Origin of the sequence: Terrabacter sp. Ter38, assembly GCF_024519435.1 — a bacterium.
GTDB lineage: Bacteria > Actinomycetota > Actinomycetes > Actinomycetales > Dermatophilaceae > Terrabacter.
Genome location: NZ_JALJRZ010000014.1, coordinates 64,089 through 83,514 on the forward strand (window position 1 = coordinate 64,089; position 19,426 = coordinate 83,514).

At 70.4% G+C, this 19,426-nt stretch carries 15 protein-coding genes and 2 pseudogenes; 8 read left to right on the top strand and 9 right to left on the bottom strand.

Annotation, left to right across the window (positions count from 1 at the left end; translation table 11 throughout):
• Positions 1–638: 638 nt before the first annotated feature.
• From NR112_RS21185 to NR112_RS21195, 3 genes and pseudogenes are all read left to right on the top strand, one after another.
• Positions 639–1,406 (top strand): annotated as a pseudogene (locus tag NR112_RS21185) (transposase); the annotation flags it as partial.
• Positions 1,407–1,600: 194 nt separating this feature from the next.
• On the top strand, positions 1,601–1,750 hold the full coding sequence (locus tag NR112_RS21190) for a hypothetical protein (protein WP_256796257.1): 150 nt from the start codon (positions 1,601–1,603) through the stop codon (positions 1,748–1,750).
• Between the two features lie 553 nt (positions 1,751–2,303).
• Positions 2,304–2,834 carry a hypothetical protein gene (locus tag NR112_RS21195; protein ID WP_256796258.1) on the top strand — a complete coding sequence of 177 codons (531 nt, stop codon included), beginning with the start codon at positions 2,304–2,306 and terminating at the stop codon, positions 2,832–2,834.
• Positions 2,835–2,896: 62 nt separating this feature from the next.
• Here the strand turns inward: NR112_RS21195 and NR112_RS21200 are convergent, their stop codons facing one another.
• From NR112_RS21200 to NR112_RS21240, 9 genes and pseudogenes are all read right to left on the bottom strand, one after another.
• Positions 2,897–3,421 (bottom strand): hypothetical protein, encoded by a 525-nt coding sequence (locus NR112_RS21200; protein ID WP_256796259.1) that lies wholly within the window; start codon positions 3,419–3,421, stop codon positions 2,897–2,899.
• Positions 3,418–4,014 carry an RNA polymerase sigma factor gene (locus NR112_RS21205; RefSeq protein ID WP_256796260.1) on the bottom strand — a complete coding sequence of 199 codons (597 nt, stop codon included), beginning with the start codon at positions 4,012–4,014 and terminating at the stop codon, positions 3,418–3,420. Before NR112_RS21205 ends, NR112_RS21200 begins: the two co-directional genes overlap by 4 nt.
• 130 nt (positions 4,015–4,144) lie before the next feature.
• A pseudogene (locus NR112_RS21210) lies at positions 4,145–4,282 on the bottom strand (AAA family ATPase); the annotation flags it as partial.
• 162 nt (positions 4,283–4,444) lie between these two features.
• Positions 4,445–4,789 (bottom strand): hypothetical protein, encoded by a 345-nt coding sequence (locus NR112_RS21215; protein WP_256796261.1) that lies wholly within the window; start codon positions 4,787–4,789, stop codon positions 4,445–4,447.
• 255 nt (positions 4,790–5,044) lie between these two features.
• Complete coding sequence (locus tag NR112_RS21220) at positions 5,045–5,980, bottom strand: NAD(P)/FAD-dependent oxidoreductase (RefSeq protein WP_256796262.1); 936 nt, start codon at positions 5,978–5,980, stop codon at positions 5,045–5,047.
• Positions 5,977–6,999: an NAD(P)-dependent alcohol dehydrogenase gene (locus NR112_RS21225; RefSeq protein ID WP_256796263.1), complete on the bottom strand. Its 1,023-nt coding sequence runs from the start codon at positions 6,997–6,999 to the stop codon at positions 5,977–5,979. Before NR112_RS21225 ends, NR112_RS21220 begins: the two co-directional genes overlap by 4 nt.
• 81 nt (positions 7,000–7,080) lie before the next feature.
• Positions 7,081–8,493, bottom strand: coding sequence for an MFS transporter (locus NR112_RS21230; protein ID WP_256796264.1), 1,413 nt, complete (start codon positions 8,491–8,493; stop codon positions 7,081–7,083).
• A gap of 140 nt (positions 8,494–8,633) precedes the next feature.
• Positions 8,634–10,040, bottom strand: a complete 1,407-nt coding sequence (locus tag NR112_RS21235; protein ID WP_256796265.1) for a DJ-1/PfpI family protein — start codon at positions 10,038–10,040, stop codon at positions 8,634–8,636.
• Between the two features lie 217 nt (positions 10,041–10,257).
• On the bottom strand, positions 10,258–11,646 hold the full coding sequence (locus tag NR112_RS21240; protein WP_256796266.1) for an alpha/beta fold hydrolase: 1,389 nt from the start codon (positions 11,644–11,646) through the stop codon (positions 10,258–10,260).
• A gap of 310 nt (positions 11,647–11,956) precedes the next feature.
• Here NR112_RS21240 and NR112_RS21245 point away from each other — a divergent pair, with 310 nt between their 5' ends.
• The 5 genes from NR112_RS21245 to NR112_RS21265 all read left to right on the top strand — a co-directional run bounded on the left by NR112_RS21245 (position 11,957) and on the right by NR112_RS21265 (position 19,079).
• Positions 11,957–12,721, top strand: a complete 765-nt coding sequence (locus tag NR112_RS21245) for an HD domain-containing protein (RefSeq protein ID WP_256796267.1) — start codon at positions 11,957–11,959, stop codon at positions 12,719–12,721.
• A 119-nt stretch (positions 12,722–12,840) separates the two neighbouring features.
• Positions 12,841–13,707 carry a CPBP family intramembrane glutamic endopeptidase gene (locus NR112_RS21250; protein ID WP_256796268.1) on the top strand — a complete coding sequence of 289 codons (867 nt, stop codon included), beginning with the start codon at positions 12,841–12,843 and terminating at the stop codon, positions 13,705–13,707.
• Between the two features lie 175 nt (positions 13,708–13,882).
• Complete coding sequence (locus tag NR112_RS21255; protein ID WP_256796269.1) at positions 13,883–16,642, top strand: helix-turn-helix transcriptional regulator; 2,760 nt, start codon at positions 13,883–13,885, stop codon at positions 16,640–16,642.
• Positions 16,643–16,850: 208 nt separating this feature from the next.
• Positions 16,851–18,380 (top strand): MFS transporter, encoded by a 1,530-nt coding sequence (locus NR112_RS21260; RefSeq protein ID WP_256796270.1) that lies wholly within the window; start codon positions 16,851–16,853, stop codon positions 18,378–18,380.
• Positions 18,381–18,704: 324 nt separating this feature from the next.
• The gene (locus tag NR112_RS21265) at positions 18,705–19,079 is read left to right on the top strand and encodes a cyclophilin-like fold protein (RefSeq protein ID WP_256796271.1); all 375 of its coding nucleotides are present in this window, start codon (positions 18,705–18,707) and stop codon (positions 19,077–19,079) included.
• The last annotated feature ends 347 nt before the right edge of the window (positions 19,080–19,426 follow it).

The window sequence follows — 19,426 nt, forward strand, 5'->3', positions numbered from 1 at the left end:
TCATTTGTTGGGCTCATCACCACCTGCGAAGACCGCCGACCGCCTGTTCGGGGGAGTTCAGCCCCGTTCAGTAGCGTCCCTTCTCGTGGGCACTTCGGTGAGGAACACGCCCCGAAAGCGGGCTTGGCGCTGTTCGCCGGCGTCCGTGACTGTACGGCCGGGACGGCCGTACGACGGGCGCCCGGGGCAGCCAGCGAAACGGCATGGGCCCTCGTGGGGAGCGTCATGCCCGGTCAGGGTCGGGCGGACGGGCCCGAGCGTGTCCGGGGCATCACGCGATCCGCGGCATAGAAAGGCGTTCTGCGCGGTCGGGTCTGGCGTGGCGAACGTCCTCCTGATGCGCTTGTCGGGCTTGGTGTCCCATCGCATCGAAGGAGGACGTTCATGTCTCACGGTAGTGGTGTCTCGCGCGGCGATCGGAACCGGAACGCTCGGCTTTCCCGGCTCCGGGCCGCGGTCCCGGTCACGAACGCGATCGTGGGGATCGACCTGGCCGACCGCAAGCAGATGCTAGTGGTGACCGACCACGACTCGAGGGTGCTGGCGCGGAGGACGTTCCGGTGCAAGGCGTGGGACCTCGGGACCGCCCTGGACTGGGCCGCCGACCGGGCCCGCGGAAGGGCTTCACGGGGGTGACGGTGGCGTGTGAGCCGACCGGGCACCGGTGGATGGTCCTGGCGCAGCTCGCCGCGCAGCGTGGGATGTCGTTCGTGTGCGTCCAGCCGGCTGCCTCGTCCTGGGCCCGCAAGAGCGAGGACCTGACCACGGACAAGACCGACGACAAGGACGCCGTCCTCATCGCCCGGCTCACCGGGCAGCTGCGCTGCTACCTGCCCGAACCGGTCGACGAGGCCAACGCGACCTGGACCCGGCTGCGGCACCTCGGCACCCGCCGGGAGGATCTCCTCGAGAAGCACGTCGCGGCCGTGCAGACGGTCCGGGACCTGCTCGAGTGCGTGTGGCCCGCCGCGCTCGAGACCGCGCAGCACCCGTTCCGGTCGGCCACCTGGGTCGCTGCCCTGACCGTCGTCGTTCGCCGTGACGGCGGGGACCTGGACCGCACCCGTCGGCTCGGGTTGGCCCGTTTCGAGCGGGCTGTCCGCGCGGAGGTGACCCGTCGGGGTGGGGTCCGGCCGTGCCTGCGGATCGTGCGACGCGTCTTCGCCGCCCTCGATGACCGTGCAGGGGTGGTCGCGCACCGGGCGGCGGTGTTCGAGCGGCTCGAGTGGACCCTGACCGACTGGGACGAGACCCGCGCCAAGCTGGCCGACGTCGAGACGCGGATGGTGTCCGTCCTGGACGAGCTCGGCCTCACGACGCTGGTGACCAGCATCGACGGGCTGTCACCGGTCGGCGCCGCCGCGATCCTCGCGCAGACCGGGGACCTGAGAAGGTTCGCCTCCGCCCGGGCTGTGGTCAAAACGCCGGCCTCGCACCGCGGGAAGGCAAGTCCGGCACGTTCACCGGCCGCGCCAGGCTCACCGGCGCCGGACGGCCGCAGCTGCGGGTCGCGGCGTGGCGGGCGGTGTGGGGGTGCCTGCAGACGAACCGGGTGTACGCGGCCCGCTACCGCCACCTCACCACTCGCGAGCAGAACCGGTTGACCCCGACCCAGGCCCAGGCCGCGGTCGCCGCAGCGATCCTGCGCCAGCTGTACGCCGTCGTCACCCAACAACGCTCGTGGGACCCCGTCATCGCCGCCCACGGCACCACCACGTGGAAGGAGGCCGCGAGCACCGTTGCTGCGTAACGAGATCCAGTACCAAGCCACCAGCACGAGGCGCTGACACCCAAGAGCTGGGGCGGGGTGAGCCTTCTGCGGCATCGAGAACCCCTGGGGTATCTCGCCGACCATCGCAGGCCGCCCCGTCCCGTCGCCGACACAACCCGATCACACGCTGCCGAGCACGACCTCGATTAGCTATGCAGGGGCCGACGACGAGACACCGGCACCCGCCCAGCCCTTGACGCTAAACGCCTCACGCTGATGGTCGGACGTCGTCCGACGAGCGGCATGAGCGTGCATCGACTGCGGCAGTTCTCTCAGGAACACTGCGTTCTATATCTGACTTCGGTGGTGCTGCTTGCGATGGCCGCGCCGGCGAGTGACGGACGCGCTTGTCACTGAGTGTCGGACGCACCTCATCGACGTTTGGCAAGAAAGTGTTGATGAGATTCAGCCGCATCTCCGGGTCGGGGCCGGGGTTCTCCGGGCTGTGCGGTCACGCTTTGCGACGCATTCGTGGTGAGCGGACATAACCGTTTGCCACAGCAAGGTGCTTGCGGCAGAGAGGACTGATGTTATGAATCGGATCTGGAAAGTGGTGGTCGTCGCCGCGGTCGTAGCAGTGCCTGCCGTGGGGGCTCCTGCTGCGCAGGCGGCTCCGGCCGGCTCGTTCTGCGCGATGGACGTCGGCACAGGAGCCATATCCTGCTTCAACAGCGGCCCGGAGGTCATCTCGTTCATCAGCGGTGGGCGCGTGCAGGTCCCGGCAGGTACCAAGGTGATCTCGGACCGGCAGCGGGCCAGTATCGCCCAGAGCCCGGCGGCGAACTTCGTCCTGAACATCTCCTGGGCCGACAACAACTACACCGACGCGAGCTACTACTTCTACGCTTCCGGGGACTGCGACACCAACGCCGACGTCGACTGGTCGATCGGCGTCATGCCGTCGGGGTGGAACGACCGAATCAGCTCGTTCAAGTCCTACGGGAACTGCGCGACCAAGCTGTGGGAGAACACCTACTCCGGGTCCTCGTACGGGTTCATCGTCAATAGCTCCTACGTCGGTGACGCGATGAACGATCGAGCTTCCTCGATGCAGTTCAACTAGACCCCGCACGCTCAGGTACGCCTTGGGGTGTCGCTCCCGAGCTGCGACACCCCAAGGTGGACCTACTTGGTGGCGGCGGGCACCTTCAGCTCGGCGCACACCGTTGCGGGGCCGGGGTACACCACTAGCTGGGCCTCCACGACACAGGCTGTGAGCTCCGGCACGTCGGCTGCCCCGGCCTGGCCCGTGGAGGCGCCGTCACTGGTCATGGTTCCTGTTCGCCACATCGCAGCACACGCGTCGATGGCATCCAGCGGTGAGCGCACCCCGGTGTCGGCGTTGGTGGCGGTGGTGGCGCCGTGCTGCTTCCAGATGTCGGGGTCGGTCGTGACGCTGGCAGAGCAGTAGGCCGAGTACGCGTCGTCGGGTCGGGATACCGCGACCCACGCGGCGGCAGTGCCGCCCACCACGACGACGCTGGCGGCGGTGACGCCCACGACGGACCAGGTCCGGCGGTGGTTGCGGAACGGTGCGGTTGCCGTGTTGTCGTGGCCGGCCTCGTTCCGAATCTCGGCCATGAGTGCCTCACGGATCTGGGCGGCGCGGTGTTCGCCCATGCGCGGCCCGTCCGGCCTCTTCGTGCTCACTGTTCTAGTCCTTCCTCTGCGCTGGTGATGCCTGCCTCGAGCAGGGCTGACTTGACGCGCTCTCGGGATCTCATGAGGCGCGAACGGACGGCGGCGTGACTGATGCCAAGGACCTGGGCGGCTTCGGCGTACGTCAACTCACCGATGAAGCAGAGCGAAACGACCTGCCGGTCCATCGGCCGCAGGCCGGCCAGTGCCTGCGCCAGGGCTTGGCCGGTAGCTTCGAACGTCGCAGCGGCCGCAACGGCCTCCGCGTGGTCGGGGCTGGCCTGCGGGGCGGGGATCCTGTTCAGGACCGCCCGATATCGACGAGCGGAGCGTCGGTAGTTCCTGGCCACGTTCGTGGCGGTCATCAAGAGCCACGGTAAGGCAGAGCCGTTGACGACCCGGATCCGGGCCCGCAGGCGCCACGCCTCGAGGAACACGATCGCGGTGAGGTCATCGGCGTCCTCCACGCCGCCGAGCTGGCGGGCGCTGTGCGCAAAGACCCGCTGGCTGTGACGGTCGTAAAGAGCCCCGAACGCGTCCCGGTCGTTCCGGGCGGCTCGGTCCACCAGGACCTCTTCCGCGGTCGTGCCGATCATGCTCTGCATGACCAGTAATGTCCGATGCCGCCGTAACCGTCGCGGTCCGCTCCGGCGGGACCAAATCCCCCGGCGCTCTGACGCGAGGGAGGGCGAATCTGCTCGGACCAGAAACGGTGCGGGTACCCAGTCTGTGCCGTCACCTCAGCCGCCGGAGCCCACGACAGCGGAGGCAACGTTGGGCCCTGCTGTGGGCGAGGCGGTAGGAGTCGGTGCCCGTTTCCATGATGTGTCCGCCGTAGGTGATGCGGTCGACGATGGCTGCACACAGGCGGGGGCTAGCGAGAAGGTCGCGGTCAACCGCTTCGCTGGCAGAGCGAAGGCCAGGTCCATGGCGGCAACGTATCGGCTCTGGGGAATCGACAGGGCCTCACGATGGGGCGTGCCGCCCTCGACGAGCGGCAGAAGCGGATGTTCCCTGACGAGCATCCGCGGTGTTTTACGTGAGGCCGACGACGACTCCGACTAGGGCTACGACGCCGAGAACGATGTAGAGGCGGCCAAGAACGCGGGCCGACGCCCCGGTGTGAAGCCGACGCCATCGAAGCACCGCAGGTCTGACGAGTACTGCTGCCCCGCAGAGAACCGAGAGTCCGTTCCAGCGGTCAACGCCCCCGGCTCGGAACGTTGCTACGGCAATCCACGAGAACGCGAGCAGTAACAGCGGTAGGCCGACGAAGGCAATGACATCTGTTCTCCACGGCCCGCTGCCGGGTTCTTCGAAGGCGAGACGGCGGTGGGGTTCGCCAGCATGGCGGCCGCCGGGTCGGCGCTCCTTCTTCATGACGGACACGCTAGGGGACTGCACGTGGCCACCCGTTGCCGCAGCGCGCTCTAAAGGTCCGCTACTCGGCACGATCGCTCGGAGCGCGGCAGTAGCGGACGTTGCTCCCGGTGGCCGCCGGGGGCAGTGCCCGGATCTGCAGCGGACTTCGGGGTCTCGGGGCCCGCCGCGACCCATAGCTGGAGCAGGTGCCCTACTCGCCGAGTTTGAGAGAACCGCAAGCGGCCTCGAACACGCCGAGCGCCTCGGGAAGCCTCACGGTGTCAAGCTGTCCTTGATCTCGTCCGGTGCCGCCCCGATGTCGGCTTCGACCAGGTCGGTGTTGATGGCGATTGCCGCGGCCGAACCTTCGCCTGCGGCCGTGATGACCTGCGCCTTCGGGTTCGCAACGTTTCCGGCGACCCACACACCGGGCACGGAGGTGGCGCCGTGAGGCCCGGTGATGACCCAACCCTGGTCGTCGATCTCGCAGCCAAGGCCGGCGAGGAGCTCGGAGTGAGGGGTGAGGTGGGGTGGCACGAACACGGCGTGGCGAGCCATGCTCCTTCCGTCGCTCAGGGCGACTGCGTGAAGGGCGTCGTCCTCGATGACGAGGTGGTCGACGTCACCCTCCACGATGTCGATGGAGCGGGCGGTGAGCTGGGACCTGTCCTGTGAGCCGAGTGCACCTGCTGGGGCGAAGAGGACGAGGTCATCGGTCCACTGTCGGACGATGTGGGCGTACCGGACGGTGTCGGGCCCGTTCCACAGGACACCGAGGGGCTGGTCGCGGACTTCCCAGCCGTGGCAGTACGGGCAGTGCAGGACGTCCTTGGCCCACCGGTCGGTCAGGCCCGAAATGGCGGGGAGGTCGTCGCGCAGTCCAGTCGTGATCAGAACGCGTCGCGCTGCCAGCTGCTGGCCGTCGTCCAAGAGTGCGTGGAAGCCGGGCCGGTCAGTGGCGACGAGCTCGTGCACGGCGCCGCCGATGATGGTACCGCCGTATTCAGTGACCTCCGTGCGGCCGGTGGCGAGGAGCTCGGCTGGGGGCATGCCGTCTCGTGACAGGAACCCGTGCATGTGGGCGGCAGGGGCGTTGCGTGGGTTGCCGGCGTCGACGACGACCACGTCGCGGCGGGCGCGGCTGAGTACGAGTGCGGCGGACAGGCCTGCCGCGCCGCCGCCGACTACGAGGATGTCGTGGCTGCTCATGAGGGAAGGTTCGAGTCGGCGTGCCGCGCGGTCTGCTCGCCGACTGCGGGGTGGCTGGGGACGATGACGACCTTGCCGCGGACCTTGCCCTCCTCGAGCTGCGTCACCGCGTCCTTGGCGCGGTCTAGGGAGTAGGTGTCGGCGAGGGTGGCACGCAGCCGCCCGGCTTGAAGGTGCTCGGTGAGCTGCTCATAGTCGCTGGCGCGTTCCTTGGCCATGAGCAGGGCCAGCCGTTGCGGGACGAACAGGGACACGACGGCGCCGCGCAGCTGGCGGCCCATGCCGGTGATGTTGCCGGAGTTCTCGCTGCCGACGAAGACGGCGGTGCCGCGGCGCTTGAGGGCTCGACGCAGCCGGGTGAGCGTGGAACCGCCACCGATGTCGAGGATGAGGTCGTAGTGGCGGGTGACATCGGCGAAGTCGTCGCGGTTGTAGTCCAGAACGTGGTCAGCGCCGAGGCTGCGGACGAAGTCGGCCTTGGAGGCGCTCGCGACGCCGGTGACTTGGGCGCCCAGGATCTTGGCGAGCTGGACCGCGTAGCTGCCGACGCCGCCGGACGCTCCGATGATCAGGACCTGTTGGCCGGGCTGTACCTTCCCGACATCGCGGAGCGCTTGCAGGGCGGTGCCGGCGGAGATGGGGACGACGGCGGCTTGCTCGAACGTGAGGCTCGAGGGCTTGTGGGCAAGCTTCTTCTCGGGGCCGACGGCGTACTCGGCGAACGAGCCTGGTGCGACGCCATAGACCTCGTCGCCAGGAGCGAACCGCGTGACGGCGGAGCCGACCTTGACGACGGTGCCGGCGACGTCGCGCCCGGAGACTGGGTTCTTCGGGCGCCGCAGGCCGGTCGCCAGTCGCATGGCGTACGGCTTGCCGGTCATGAGGTGCTCGGTGCAGCGGTCGAGGCCGGCGGCGCGCACCTTGATGAGAACTTCGTGGTCGCCCGGCTCGGGGACCGGGAAGTCTGCGACTCGGAGGACTTCGGAGCTCCCGTACTTGTCCTGAATGACGGCCTTCATGCTGACTCCCTGACGGAGTGGGGCGGTGTTCATGGTATTCCTGTCTCTCAGTTGATGGGTCGGACGTGTCAGTGACCTGAGTCAGTGGCGGGTGCGGGCAAGGGTGGTGCCAAGGGCCGCGGTGGCGAGGGCGACGGCGGCTGCGGCGCTGAACGCGGCCGTGAAGCCGGAGCTACCCAGGCTGTGGCCGGTGTGGCCACTGACCGTGATGCCGATGGCCGTGAAGGTGGCGGTGCCGAGTGCGGCACCGACCTGGGTGGCGGACCCTGCCAGCCCGGACGCGAGGCCGGAGTGGCTCGCCGGTGCGGCTGATGCGATGACCATGGTGGTGGGGGTGAAGCTGAGCGCGACTCCGACGGCGACGAAGAGCAGGCCGGGCAGGACCGCGATGCTGTATCCGCTGCCAGCCGGGGCGTGGCCGAGCCAGGTGAGGCCGGCGGCGAGGACGCACATGCCGGTGATGAGCGTCCGCTGCGGGCCGAGGGTGCGGAGGACGCGCGGCAGGAGCGCCAGGGAGAACGCGAACCCGGTCAGGGAGGTGGGGACCATCGCCAGGCCAGCTTCGCGCGGCTCCATGCCCAGCGCCTGCTGCAGGTACAGGGCGATGAGCACGAACGTGGACACGCGTGCTGCACCACCGAGGACGGCGGTGGCCACGCCAGTGCTGAGTGCGCGCGACCGGAACAGCTCAAGCGGGAGCAACGGGTCAACCGTGCGGCGTTCGATGCTGACGAACACGGTGAACAGGCCGGCGGAGGCGCCCATGGCTCCGAGAACGGTGAGGGACGTCCAGCCGTGGTCGGCGATCCCGAGGGCTCCGTGGACGAGCGCGACGACGGCGCCGGTGATGGTGGCAGCGCCGCGCCAGTCGAATCCGCGTCGGGTCCCGGCGGCACCCTCGGGAAGGACGCGGCCGGCGAGGGCGACTGCGGCCACCGAGACGGGGACGGTGACGAGGAAGACGGAGGACCAGCCGAACGTGCCGCACAGGATGCCCCCGGTCATGACGCCGGTGGCTCCGCCGAGGGTGGATGCGGCGCCCCAGAGGCTCATGGCGCGCGCTCGCCTTGCTCCGGGATACGTCAAAAGGAGGAGTGACATGGCGGCGGGGCTGAGCGCGGCGGCTCCGGCCCCCTGCAGGACTCGGCCACCGACGAGGACCCAGGCGTTGGGTGCCACGGCGGCCATGAGGGTTCCGATGGTGAACAGTGCGGAGCCGGCGACGAACATGCGGCGGCGCCCGACGAGGTCGGCGGCCCGGCCCGACATGAGCAGGAGCCCTCCGCACGTGAGGATGTAGGCGTTGACGATCCAGGTGAGCGTGGTCGAGTTCAAGGTCAGGCTGGCCTGGATGGACGGCAGGGCCACGTTGACGATGGACGTATCGAGCATGACCACGAACTGGGAGGAGACTAGGAGGCCGAGGGCCAGCCACTGGCGACGTCGGCTGGTGCTGGCGCTTGCGATGAGTGCGCTGGTGAGGGTGGTGGCCACGGTCGGCTCCTTCGGTGGTCCTGGATGTCTGCTGTCCCACGGTCGCGGGGTGGGCGTTGGCTCGCCCCGGCGCAATGGCCTGGATTGGCCGGGTACTCCGCTGCCGTTTGCTCGGCAGGCCGCCGCGCATGTGGTTGGTTTCAGTTGCCTGTTGGCGATGTCAGATGCCGGTTGCGTGCTCGGCGGAGCAGGGTTGGTGCTGCCCCGGCCGCGGCGGTCAGGGCCACGCCAAGGCTCACCAGGGCGGGGACGCGGGTCCCGGCGTGCCCGTCCAGCGGGAGGTGGGCGGCTGGGTAGTCGATCATCTTCGCGGCCGATACCGCGGTCGCCTGCCCGGCTTGGGACGCGAGGTACTCGAGGGCGCCGTCGAACCCCGGGGCAGTGGCGTGGACTGCGTCGATCGTCACGTGGTGCCGGGTGGCCCATGCATGGATGGTGGCGTCGAGGGCGCTGGTGGTGGCGCCCGGGACTGCGAGTCGTGTTGGGGTCGGGGTGTCGGCGAGCGTGTTGGTGCGCACGACGAGGCCGTGCTTGGTGGTGATGGTTCCGGTGGCGCTGACGGGGACGGCGCGGGCGGCGTAGGACACGTCGTACACCTCGAAAGCGCTGGCCAGGTCGATCTCGCCGACACCGTCGGTCAGGGTGAGGCCGACCGTGGGGCGTCCCCAGGGGGCGAGGGCGTTGAACGCGATGGGCAGGTCGCGCGTGGTGAAGGACTGGATGGGGATGTCGGTGGGGGCGTTGAGGGACCAGTTCGGGTAGCCGACGAGCCCACCGACGCGGGCGGCTTCGGTGGGGCCCGCCAGGTCGGTGATGACGTGGAGGGCGGCGGGGATGCCGGAGGTGACACCGGCGGTGGTGATGATGGGGCCGTCCTGGACGTAACGCTGCCCTCGGACCCAGTTCACATCCGGGTGGGTCTTGGTCAGTTGGGTGATGCGGGACCAGTGGCTGGTGGCGGTGCGGCCGTGGAGCAGGTTCGTTTCGGCGAGGACGCCGGAGCCGTAGCAGACCCCGAGGATGAGCGCGCCGTCCTTGGCCTGCGCGGTGACCCAGGCGCGCAGCGGCGCTTCCTGGGAACTGTCGGGCTGGTTGACGGCCGGGACGACCACGACGTCGGGGCGGGGTCCCGGTGCCACCGTGCCCGTCGACCTCGGGCTGGCGCGGCCGCTGGTCGTGTCGGCGAACGTGTACGTGGGCACGATGTCCGGACCGCCCTGGGTGGGGGCAGGGCCTGGGGTGGCGGCGACGGTGTACACGGTGAACTTCGGTGAGCTGGCGAACACCTCGTAGGGCGCTAGGGCGTCGCTGCCGACGGTGCCCGTGGCGCCCAGGACCACGGCGACGACGTAGCCGTCCTTGGGGGCCGGCTGTGGGGTCGGGGTGGGCTCGGTCCGTTCCCCGGTCGTGGAGCGGTGGGTGGTGGCTGGGGCGTCGGCGGCGGTGAGGGTGACTCGGGCGCCGGCGAGAGCTAGGGCTGCGAGGGTGAGTAGGGCGAGAGCGGCGCTGGCGGCCACGGTCACGGTCCGGCGGGCGAAGGTGGGCATGGCGGTTCATCCGTTCGTGGGTGTGGGCGGTGGAGCGGACCTGGTTGTCGCGGCAGGGGGTCCTGAGCGGCCCGGCTGGGGGTGGCGGGCCGCTCACCGGGCCGTCGCGGCCGGTAGGGGGTACGGCGGCGAGGCCTCGGCGGTCACGTGGGAAGAGGGGGGGTGTGGTGACCGGGAGTGCGTGGCCCGAGGGAAGGGACCCTCGAGTGGTAGTGCCTTATCGGGTGGGTACGGACGTGTGGGTGCGGGCGGCGGTGACGACGTCGGTGATGGCGGTCACGGACTGGGCGGCGCCGGCCGGGTTGTGCAGGAACCCGACGTGGTCCATGTCGACGGTGGTGTGCCGGCTGTTGGTTGACAGGGCTGCCATCTGGTCCTGGGCGGTGGCCCATCCGGGCTTGGTGTCGGCGTTGGCTTTCGCGGTCAGGACCACCAGAGGCAGGTTGCGCAGCGTGGTGAGGGATTGCGCCTGGGCGAACGTGGTGGGCAGCTCGACCTGCTCGGCGCGCATGCCGGTGAAACCTCGGGGGCTGTCGGCGAAGGTGGCGGTCTGCTGCCCGGCGTTCCCGGGCAGGTCGGGGGTGCCCATCGTCTGCAGGAGGCGGCCGATGCCGAAGCGGAACAGGGTGGGAGCGGCGGCGAGGCCGCGCCTGGCCAGCTGGTACTCGCCGTTGAACGTGGTGACGACCTTCACCTGGTTTGGGCTGGCGCTGTCGAGCAAGACGATGCCGGCCACCTGTGCGGGGTACAGGTGCGTGTAGGTCAGGGCGTGCACGCCACCGGAGGAGTGTCCGGCGAGGATGAACGGGCCGATCTCTCCGGCGGCGGTGAGGAGCTTGTGCAGGTCGGTTACGGCGGTGATGGCGTCGGCCTGGTTGGGTGAGTCGTCGCTCCAGCCCTGCCCAGCCCGGTCGTATGCGCAGACGCGGGTCGTTGTGGCGACCTGAGGCTGGATCCGCGACCATTGCGGTGAGGTCTCGCTGAGGCCGTTGAGCAGGACGACGGTGGGGGTGCCGGTCCCGGTGCAGTGCAGGTGCAGGCGGTACCCGCCTACGTCCACGAGCTGGCCCGGCATGGGGCCGGCGGCGGTCCTCGGGTCAGCGCTCGCGGTCTGGAAGAGACCGCCGACGCCGGCGACGACCATGACGGCTGCGACCGGGTACACAAGGACGCGTGCGCGGCGGCGCGGCAGGTCGCGACGGGTGCGCCACCCGGTCCAGAGCCCGAGTGCGACCATGGCGGGCGCCCAGACCCACGGCAGGCGGCTCATGGCCGGCTCGCCGGGGTTGACGGCAGCCATGAGGGCGCCGCTGGCGGCGAGGGCGACGGCGGGGATGTGAGCCCAAGTTTGGGGCCGGTTGGTGTACCTGGTGGTGAGCCAGGCGAGCAGCCCCCAGCTTGCGGCGAAGGCGAGCAAGGCGGCGCCGACGACGCGGGCCTCGGACGCCGACGGGAGCACCACGAACGTCGTGACGGCGGAGCAGAGGACGCCGACCGCCATGGACGCGAACGTGATGCGCCCGAACGGACCGGTCGCGGTTTCCACCGACGCGGTCCGGGCGCGGCTGGTGGTGGTGGGGATGGCGGTGTCTGGGGTGGTGCTCATGGCGGGTTTCCTCTTCCTGGCCGTCCAGGGCGGTCGGCCACATGCATCACGATCGCGGGAAGCGGTGGTCGCTCGCCCCGGTCACATGGCCGGGTTTCCCCACCGGGCTCATGGTGCGTCAGCGACGCAAGGAGCGGGTCGTGTCCTGCCGCTGTCCGTCCGCTGACCGCGCGTAGCCCTCGCCGGCGTGGGCGACTTGCGAAGGTCGGACCCGGCCATGTGACCGGGGCGAACGACCCTTAGGTGGCGTCACAGTCGTACTGCTGACCGCGCACTTCGGCACAAACCTCGACTCTGTACAAGGACCGGCATGAACGCCTCGACGACCGTGGGAACCATCGACTGGAGCCGCCGCACCGGCGGACGGCTCGAACGACAACAGCGTCGTGCCCTGGTCGCCGACCTCGCGCGCGTGCACCTAACGAACGCGGTTGGCCGGCTGCGGCTCGCTGCCGACGTGCACCCCGGACGGACCGCATACGTGCCACCGTCACGGTTGCAGGCGCCGGACTCACCCCTGACCCGCGCCGCTGAGCAGGTAGCCTCTGGCATCCTTCCGCCGGTCCTGTTGCGCCACAGCCAGCGTGCGTACACGTTCGGGCGTGCCCTGGGGGAGCTCGAGGGTCTCGACGTCGACACCGAGCTGCTGTACGCGGCTGCGCTGCTGCACGACACGGGACTGGTTATCTCTGAAGGCCACGACGACTTCACCCTGGCCTCGGCTCGCATCGCGTCGGATGTGGCCGAGCAGGTGGGGCTGTCCACCGCCGCGACCGAGACGCTGCAGACAGCCATCACCATGCACCACAGCCCACGGGTCACCCTCGACGCGGGCCCGGTCGCATACCTGCTCGCTGCCGGGGCGGGGGTCGATGTCGTCGGCCTCCGCTCATGGGAGCTGCCGCGCGGCGCCCTCGAGCGCGCGGTCGCCGAGCACCCCAGGGACGGGTTCAAGGGGTACTTCGCCCGCGCGTGGGCTGACGAGGCAGCACGAGTTCCAGACGGGAGGGCTCGGCTGCTGCGCCGGTACGGGGCGTTCACCGCGGCCATCCGCGTGGCCCCGTTCGAGGAGTAGTCCCGCGTACGCCGTGGGGCACTCGCCAATCCCGGCCGTTGTGCCTGGGTGAGCCAGGTCGGCTGCGAGGAACGTCGGACGCACCAACCCCGACTACACCAGCCTCGGAGATGACCGCCATGAACGCCACCACCAAGTCCCCGCAAACCGGCTCCCACCCTGTGGCTGCGTCCGCGCCGGGGAGGTCCCGTCGCAGGCGCATCGCTGAAGCCATCGGGTTCGTCGCGGTATGGATGGTGGCCGGGTTCGCGCTGCACCTGCCCTCCAACGGCTACCTGCTTCTCGGCATCCCGCTGACCGCCGCATTCCAGGTCCTCGTACGACGCCGCCCGTTGCGCGAGCTGTTCGCCGCCGGAACCGACCGGTTCGCGCTGATCCGACAAGGCATGGTCGTGGCGGCGGTCCTGGCCGCCACTCCGGCCTACTACGCGGGCAAGGCGGTGTTGGACGGCGACTGGCTGACGGCCGGCTGGTACGTCGCAGCCCTGATTGGGGCGGTCGCTGCTGGGTTCGCGCTGCGCGTGCAGGCCATCGCCACCACTCTGCGTGACGCGGCCCGACCAATCGCCGTGGGCGCTGGTGAGTTCGTGACCGTGTACGGGGTCCTGCACGTGGCGACGGGCACGCCGCTGCCCACGGTCGCCGCGTTGGTCACCCTCGTGAAGTACACGGCCCTGTACTTTCCGGCCACCTTCCTGATGGAGGAGGTCGCATTCCGTGGGGCCATCGACGCACACGTCCACCACGACGGCGACCGGCGCGGGTGGGCATCGGCGGTGTTCGTGTCCGCCCTGTGGGGTCTGTGGCATCTGCCGGTGTCGTCAGACTTCCCGCTGCCGCTGATGGTGGCCGAGCTCGTCGTGGTCCACATCGCGCTGGGAGTGTGGCTGTCGTTCGCGTGGCGTCGCACCGGCAACCTGGCCGCGCCGGCTCTCGCGCACGCAGTCAACGACGCAGTCCGCAACGCGACCATGCTCGGCTTGTGACGGTCGAAGGACCCCGTTCACCAGCACCTCCCACGCGCCGATGGCGTCGGGCTCCTCGACATCGTCGAACAGCAGGGTGCCGAGTGCCGAGGGATGGCCTTTGGTGCCGCGCGGTCACCGGCCAATGTGCCGGGATGGCTCCCGCGGCAGTCTGCGACGGCGATACGGTCAGCAGGTGCTTCACGGTCGCGCGCGCGAGCAGGCGCAGCTCGCAGCCCTCGTGGACGACGCACGCGCGGGCACCGCCGGTGTGTTGGTCGTGCGAGGTGAGCCGGGCGTCGGTAAGTCGAGCCTGCTGGCCGACCTGGCCGCGGCTCATGAGGCCCGTGCGCATGATGCTCGCGCTGCCTGCGGCCGGCTGCTGCGCACCTCTGGGGTCGAGTCGGAGTCACCGTTGCCGTACGCCGCGTTGCACCGACTGCTGCGGCCCGCTCTGCACGTCGACCAGTTGCCGCCGCCGCAAGCGCGCGCGTTGCGGGTGGCGTTCGGCATCGAGGAGGGACCCACGGTCGAACCGTTCCTGGTGGGGGTGGCGACCCTGTCCGCGCTCACCGACACGGGCGAACGAGACGGGTACGTGGTGTGTCTCGTCGACGACGCTCAGTGGCTCGACTCGTCGTCAGCAGACGCGCTGCTGTTCGCCGCCCGGCAGCTGTCGGTCGACCCCGTGGCCATGGTGTTCGCCGCCCGAACCGGCGAACCCGGCGCCCCGCAGTTCGCCCCAACCGGGCTGGCGGTCCTCGAGCTCGGTGGGCTGCACGACTCGGCGGCGCGTCAGTTGCTCGAAGAGCGCACCGGCGGACCGGTGCCGCGTGAGGTCGCCGACCGGCTGGTGTCCGACACCGGCGGCAACCCGCTCGCCCTGCTCGAGCTGCCCACCGAGCTCAGCCCCGCCCAGCTTCACGGTCAGGTCCCGATGCCGCAGCAGCTCGCGCTGACCGCTGGAGTGGAGCGAGCGTTCCTCGACCGGTCCCGCCGCCTCAGCCCCCAGGTGCAGACACTCCTGCTCGTCGCGGCGGCCGACGCCACCGGCCGCGTCGACACCGTGCGGCAGGCCGCGGCCGCGCTCGGCGCCGACACCACGGCGTGGGTCGACGCGGAACGGTCCGGACTGCTGAACATCACCGGTGACACGGTCGCGGTCCGCCACCCCCTGGTGCGCTCGGCCGTTCACCAGGCAGCCACCAGTTTCGAGCGCCGACAGGTCCACCGCGCCCTCGCCGACGCCATCGCTCCTACCGACCCCGACCGTGCCGCGTGGCACCGTGCGGCCGCTGCCGAAGGTCCCGACCGGGACGTCGCCGACGCGCTGAGCGCCGTCGCCACCCGGTCCGAGCAACGCGGCGGTCATCGTGCCGCCGCGGACGCGTACGAACGCGCCGCCGCACTGACCGTCGACGAAGAGACCCGGGCGGCTCGGCTCTTCGGTGCCGCCCGAACGGCTTGGGCCGCTGGCCAGACCGTTCGCGCCCGCGCCCTTGCCACCTCCAGCCGCGACCTGGCCACGGACCCGCTCCTTCGAGCTGACATCGACCGGCTCCGCGCCCGCATCGAGGTGTATGTCGGATCGCCGGTCGACGCGCACCGCACCTTCACCATTGCGGCCCGAGCCGTCGCCGCTATCGACGCCGGCAGGGGGCTGGAGATGGCGGCCGCGGCTGCCCTCAACCGCACGTACGGTGCCGACAGCGGAGCGACCCTCGGCGACGCCACCCTGACCGACCTGCTCACGCCTCAGGCCAATGACACCGCACGCACGGCTTGCCTTCGGCTCCTGCTCGCCACGCTCACCGCGTCCGGCGACCACGACTTCCGCCATGCCGTGCCAGCGCTCGAGCAGGCCCTCGAGGCCGGCCGCGAGGTCGACGACCTCGACGTGATGGGCAACCTCGGCAACACCGCCCTTCATCTCGGGCATGACGAGGGCGCACGGTTCTACTACTCCGCCATGGCCACCACCGCCAGGGATGCTGGCGCCGGCATCGTCGTCGGGTACGCCCTGCAACGACTCGCGTTCGCGCAGCTGCCCTCCGGATCGTGGACGGCACTGCGCAGCTCCGCCGACGAGGCACTCATGCTGGCCCGCAGCGTCGGGCAACCCGCACTGACCACGGCACCCTTGGCAGCGCTGGCGCTGCTCGCTGCACTCACCGGCACAGGCGACCTCGACGACCGCCTGCGCGAGCTCGAACTCCTCACCGCCGCCGTCCCGCTGGGCATCATGAACGGTCCCGTCCACGACGTCAGCCGCTGGGCCAAGGGCGCACACGCAGCCGCGCACGGGCACGCTGCGGCGGCACTGCACCACCTGTCCGGGATGCGAGTGCCGGCCCTGCATCGCATGGCCACCGTGGACCGCATCAACGCCGCAGTCCGGGCTGGCGACAGCACCCAAGCGGTCGCGTGGGTGCACGAGCTCGCCCCGTTCGCCGACGCAACCGGTCACCCGTGGGCGCTCGGCGCGGTCAGCCTCGGCAACGCCCTCACCGCGACCAGCGCCGAGGAAGCGACCACCGCGTTCGAGGGCGCGGTTCATCACTACCAGCGGGCCGCGCGTCCGTTCGACCTGGCCCGAACCCAGCTCTCGTACGGGGAGTTCCTGCGCCGAACGAACCGGCGGGTCGACGCCCGAACGCACCTGCGGTCGGCGCTCGGCACGTTCACCGACCTGGGCGCCGGACCCTTGGTCGAGCGCGCCACCCAGGAGCTGCGCGCATCCGGCGAGACAGCCCGCAAACGCAACCCGTCCACCCTGTTGGACCTGACCCCGATGGAGCGCAAGGTCGCCCAACTGGTGAGCACCGGCCTGTCGAACAAGGACGTCGCAGCCCAGTGCTGGGTCTCCCCGCGCACCGTGGCGTTCCACCTGCGCAACGTGTTCACCAAGCTCGGGGTCACCTCACGGACCGAACTGACTCAGCTCGACTTCAGCTGACCCCGTGCGGGGCCGATGTCGACACCCGCTCCACGGAGTCTGAGTGCGGCACCGCCGCGACAGCAACGCAAGACGCCCGCGGCTGACGCCCGCACGGACCCGGCCATTTGACCGGCGCGAGCCTGGCGTGTCGCGACGAACGTAGGCAGCACCCCACCAACAGCTCCCCCGTGGTGGACCGCCAACCGAGACCGCCCAAGGAGTCGTCATGCACGCCAAGACCACCGCTGAACCGCCCGCGGTCCACACCGCGCCCATCCACGCCACCCCGCACGCGCCACGCAAGGCCGAGCACCACGGTCACGCGCCGACGCCGACCCGCCACGACGATGACGGACCGCGCAGGTCCTGGGTGGTCCTTGCCCTGACCTTGGCGGCGCAGGTTCTCGTCGTCCTCGACATCTCCGTCGTCAACACCGCCCTGCCGACCATCGGCCGCGCCCTGCACCTCGACGGCTCCGACATGCAGTGGGTCGTCACCGCGTACCTGATGATGTCCGGCGGCGGCCTGCTGTTCGGCGGTCGCATCGCCGACCTACAGTCCCGCAAGTGGATGTTCCTGGCCGGCCTGACCGTGTTCACCATCGCCTCCATCGCCAGTGGGTTCGCCGGCAGCCCCGGGCAGCTCATCGCCGCCCGCGCCGGACAGGGCCTCGCCGCAGCCCTCATGACCCCAGCGGCTTTGTCCATCATCATGACCACATACTCCGGCGCGCAGCGCCGCCTCGGCCTGACCCTGTGGGGTGCCGTGGGGTCCCTCGGCGTCGCGGCCGGCGTCCTGCTCGGCGGAGCCCTCACCACCTGGGCCGGCTGGCAGGCCATCTTCTTCATCAACGCCCCCATCGGCGCAGTAGCCCTCCTCGCCGGGCTCAAGGTCATCCCCGCCGCCACCACGCCCGCCGTCACCTGCAAGCAGTTCGACGTCGCTGGTGCCACCACCGTCATCGCCAGCCTCGCCGCCCTCGTGTACGGGCTGGGTGCCACCGAGCGGCACGGCTGGCTCTCCGCTCGCGTGCTCGCCGCGTTCACCGTCTCGGCAGTCCTCGCCCTAGCGTTCAAGGTCCGCGAGGGCACGGCCTCGAACCCGCTCGTTCCGCCGCACACGTGGAAGGTACGGTCCCTCGTCTCCGGCACCACCGTCATGCTCGCCGTAACCGGCATCCTGGTCGGGACCGTCTTCCTCGCGTCCATCTTCATCCAGACCGTCATGGGGTACTCCGCCATCCGCGCCGGGGTCGCGTTCGTCCCGTTCGCCCTGGTCATCACCGTCGGCACCGTCGTCGCCAAGCACGCCATGGCCCACGGCACCCCACGCACCATTGCCGCCGTCGGTCTGGTCATAGTCGCCGCCGGAGCGGTGCTGCTCGCCCAGGCGTCCGCCGGGTCCGCCTTCGTCACCGGGGTCCTGCCCGGGCTGGCCACCATCGGACTCGGCGTCGGCATGGTCTTCGCCCCCGTGTCCGTCACCGCCATGGCCGGCATCCCGCCGCAGCACGCCGGGATGGCCTCGGGGTTCCTCATGACCGGCCACGAGGTCGGTGCCGCTCTCGGTGTGGCCGTCCTGTCTGCCGTCGCGAGTACCGCCGGCAGCCTGACCAACGCCAGCGGTGTCGTCGCCGGCTTCGACCGCGGCTTCCTCTTCGCAGCCGGCATCGCCGTCATCGTGGCCGTGTTCGCGTACCTGCGGATGCCCAGCCAGCGGGTCGAAAGTGAGGCCGGGATGCACATGCACCACTGAGGCAGGTGCAAGACCCGTTCGTTACGGCTGCCGCCCAGTTCCCGCCACCGCAGGTGGGGCCTGGGCGGCGCTACGTCTGGGCGACCACTCCCGCTGTCGCCACTGATGTAGCACATGGCGCCCGGCTCACGCACTGCCGTCCCGCCGCTCCGTCAGCCCTGTGAGCCCCGACCGCTCCGTCAGCTGGGGCCGCCGCCACGGGGCAACCGGTGCCCGGTTGGGCCACCCACGCACACCCATCCCGCCGGTTCCGCCCGTTCACGGCGCCCTTCTGCCCAATAGCGGCGACAACCTGGCGACTGGGGCCTGAGGCGGAACACCGTCATGCGGATCCAGCTCACGGTCAACGGTGCCGAGCTGACCGGCACTCTCGGCGAGGGGGCAGCGGCGCGCGACTTCGCCGCGTTGCTGCCCCTCACCGTGGAGCTGGCCGACTTCCACGGTCGCGAGCGGGTCGCCGATCTGCCCCGGCCGCTGGACCTGGCCGGTGAGCCGGCCAGCACCACGGCACAGCCCGGAGACATCGCGCACTACGCGACGTGGGACAACATGGCGCTGTTCTACGGCAACCAGCACCACGCCGCCGGCCTCGTCCGCCTCGTCCGCCTCGTCCGCCTCGGACGCCTCGACGACCCCGCCGCACGCGTGCTCGCCGACCTCCCAGAATCCGCCACCGCCATCGTCGAGCTTGCCGACTGAACAACAACCTCACCAGCGGGGAGCAGAACTGGCGCATCGTCAACGCCAGCCGAACCGCATACACACCCACTACGAACGAGTGACCACATGGCTCAGGCAACCCCTTCGCCAGCCGAGATACTGCCATCCAACGCGGGCCGCCGGGAAGTTCGACGACACCGAGACTGGACTCGCGCTCATCGGCACGATCGCGCGGGCAGCGGCAAATGCGGACGTGGCTTCGCTCCTCCGGGCCAGCGCTACTGAGCCTTCGTGATAACCAGCGCTGTCCCGTCTATGACGACCGTGACGCGGCTCGGGGTGTCGACCCCAGGCGGCACTCGTGCAACGCTTGTAGTCGGACTGGC

Excerpts from the sequence above, each read along its gene's own strand:
- NR112_RS21235 (WP_256796265.1), bottom strand. The coding sequence starts at position 10,040 with ATGCCCACCTTCGCCCGCCGGACCGTGACCGTGGCCGCCAGCGCCGCT.
- NR112_RS21260 (WP_256796270.1), top strand. The coding sequence starts at position 16,851 with ATGCACGCCAAGACCACCGCTGAACCGCCCGCGGTCCACACCGCGCCC.
- NR112_RS21265 (WP_256796271.1), top strand. The coding sequence starts at position 18,705 with ATGCGGATCCAGCTCACGGTCAACGGTGCCGAGCTGACCGGCACTCTC.
- NR112_RS21225 (WP_256796263.1), bottom strand. The coding sequence starts at position 6,999 with ATGAAGGCCGTCATTCAGGACAAGTACGGGAGCTCCGAAGTCCTCCGA.
- NR112_RS21195 (WP_256796258.1), top strand. The coding sequence starts at position 2,304 with ATGAATCGGATCTGGAAAGTGGTGGTCGTCGCCGCGGTCGTAGCAGTG.
- NR112_RS21245 (WP_256796267.1), top strand. The coding sequence starts at position 11,957 with ATGAACGCCTCGACGACCGTGGGAACCATCGACTGGAGCCGCCGCACC.
- NR112_RS21250 (WP_256796268.1), top strand. The coding sequence starts at position 12,841 with ATGAACGCCACCACCAAGTCCCCGCAAACCGGCTCCCACCCTGTGGCT.
- NR112_RS21205 (WP_256796260.1), bottom strand. The coding sequence starts at position 4,014 with ATGCAGAGCATGATCGGCACGACCGCGGAAGAGGTCCTGGTGGACCGA.
- NR112_RS21215 (WP_256796261.1), bottom strand. The coding sequence starts at position 4,789 with ATGAAGAAGGAGCGCCGACCCGGCGGCCGCCATGCTGGCGAACCCCAC.
- NR112_RS21220 (WP_256796262.1), bottom strand. The coding sequence starts at position 5,980 with ATGAGCAGCCACGACATCCTCGTAGTCGGCGGCGGCGCGGCAGGCCTG.
- NR112_RS21240 (WP_256796266.1), bottom strand. The coding sequence starts at position 11,646 with ATGAGCACCACCCCAGACACCGCCATCCCCACCACCACCAGCCGCGCC.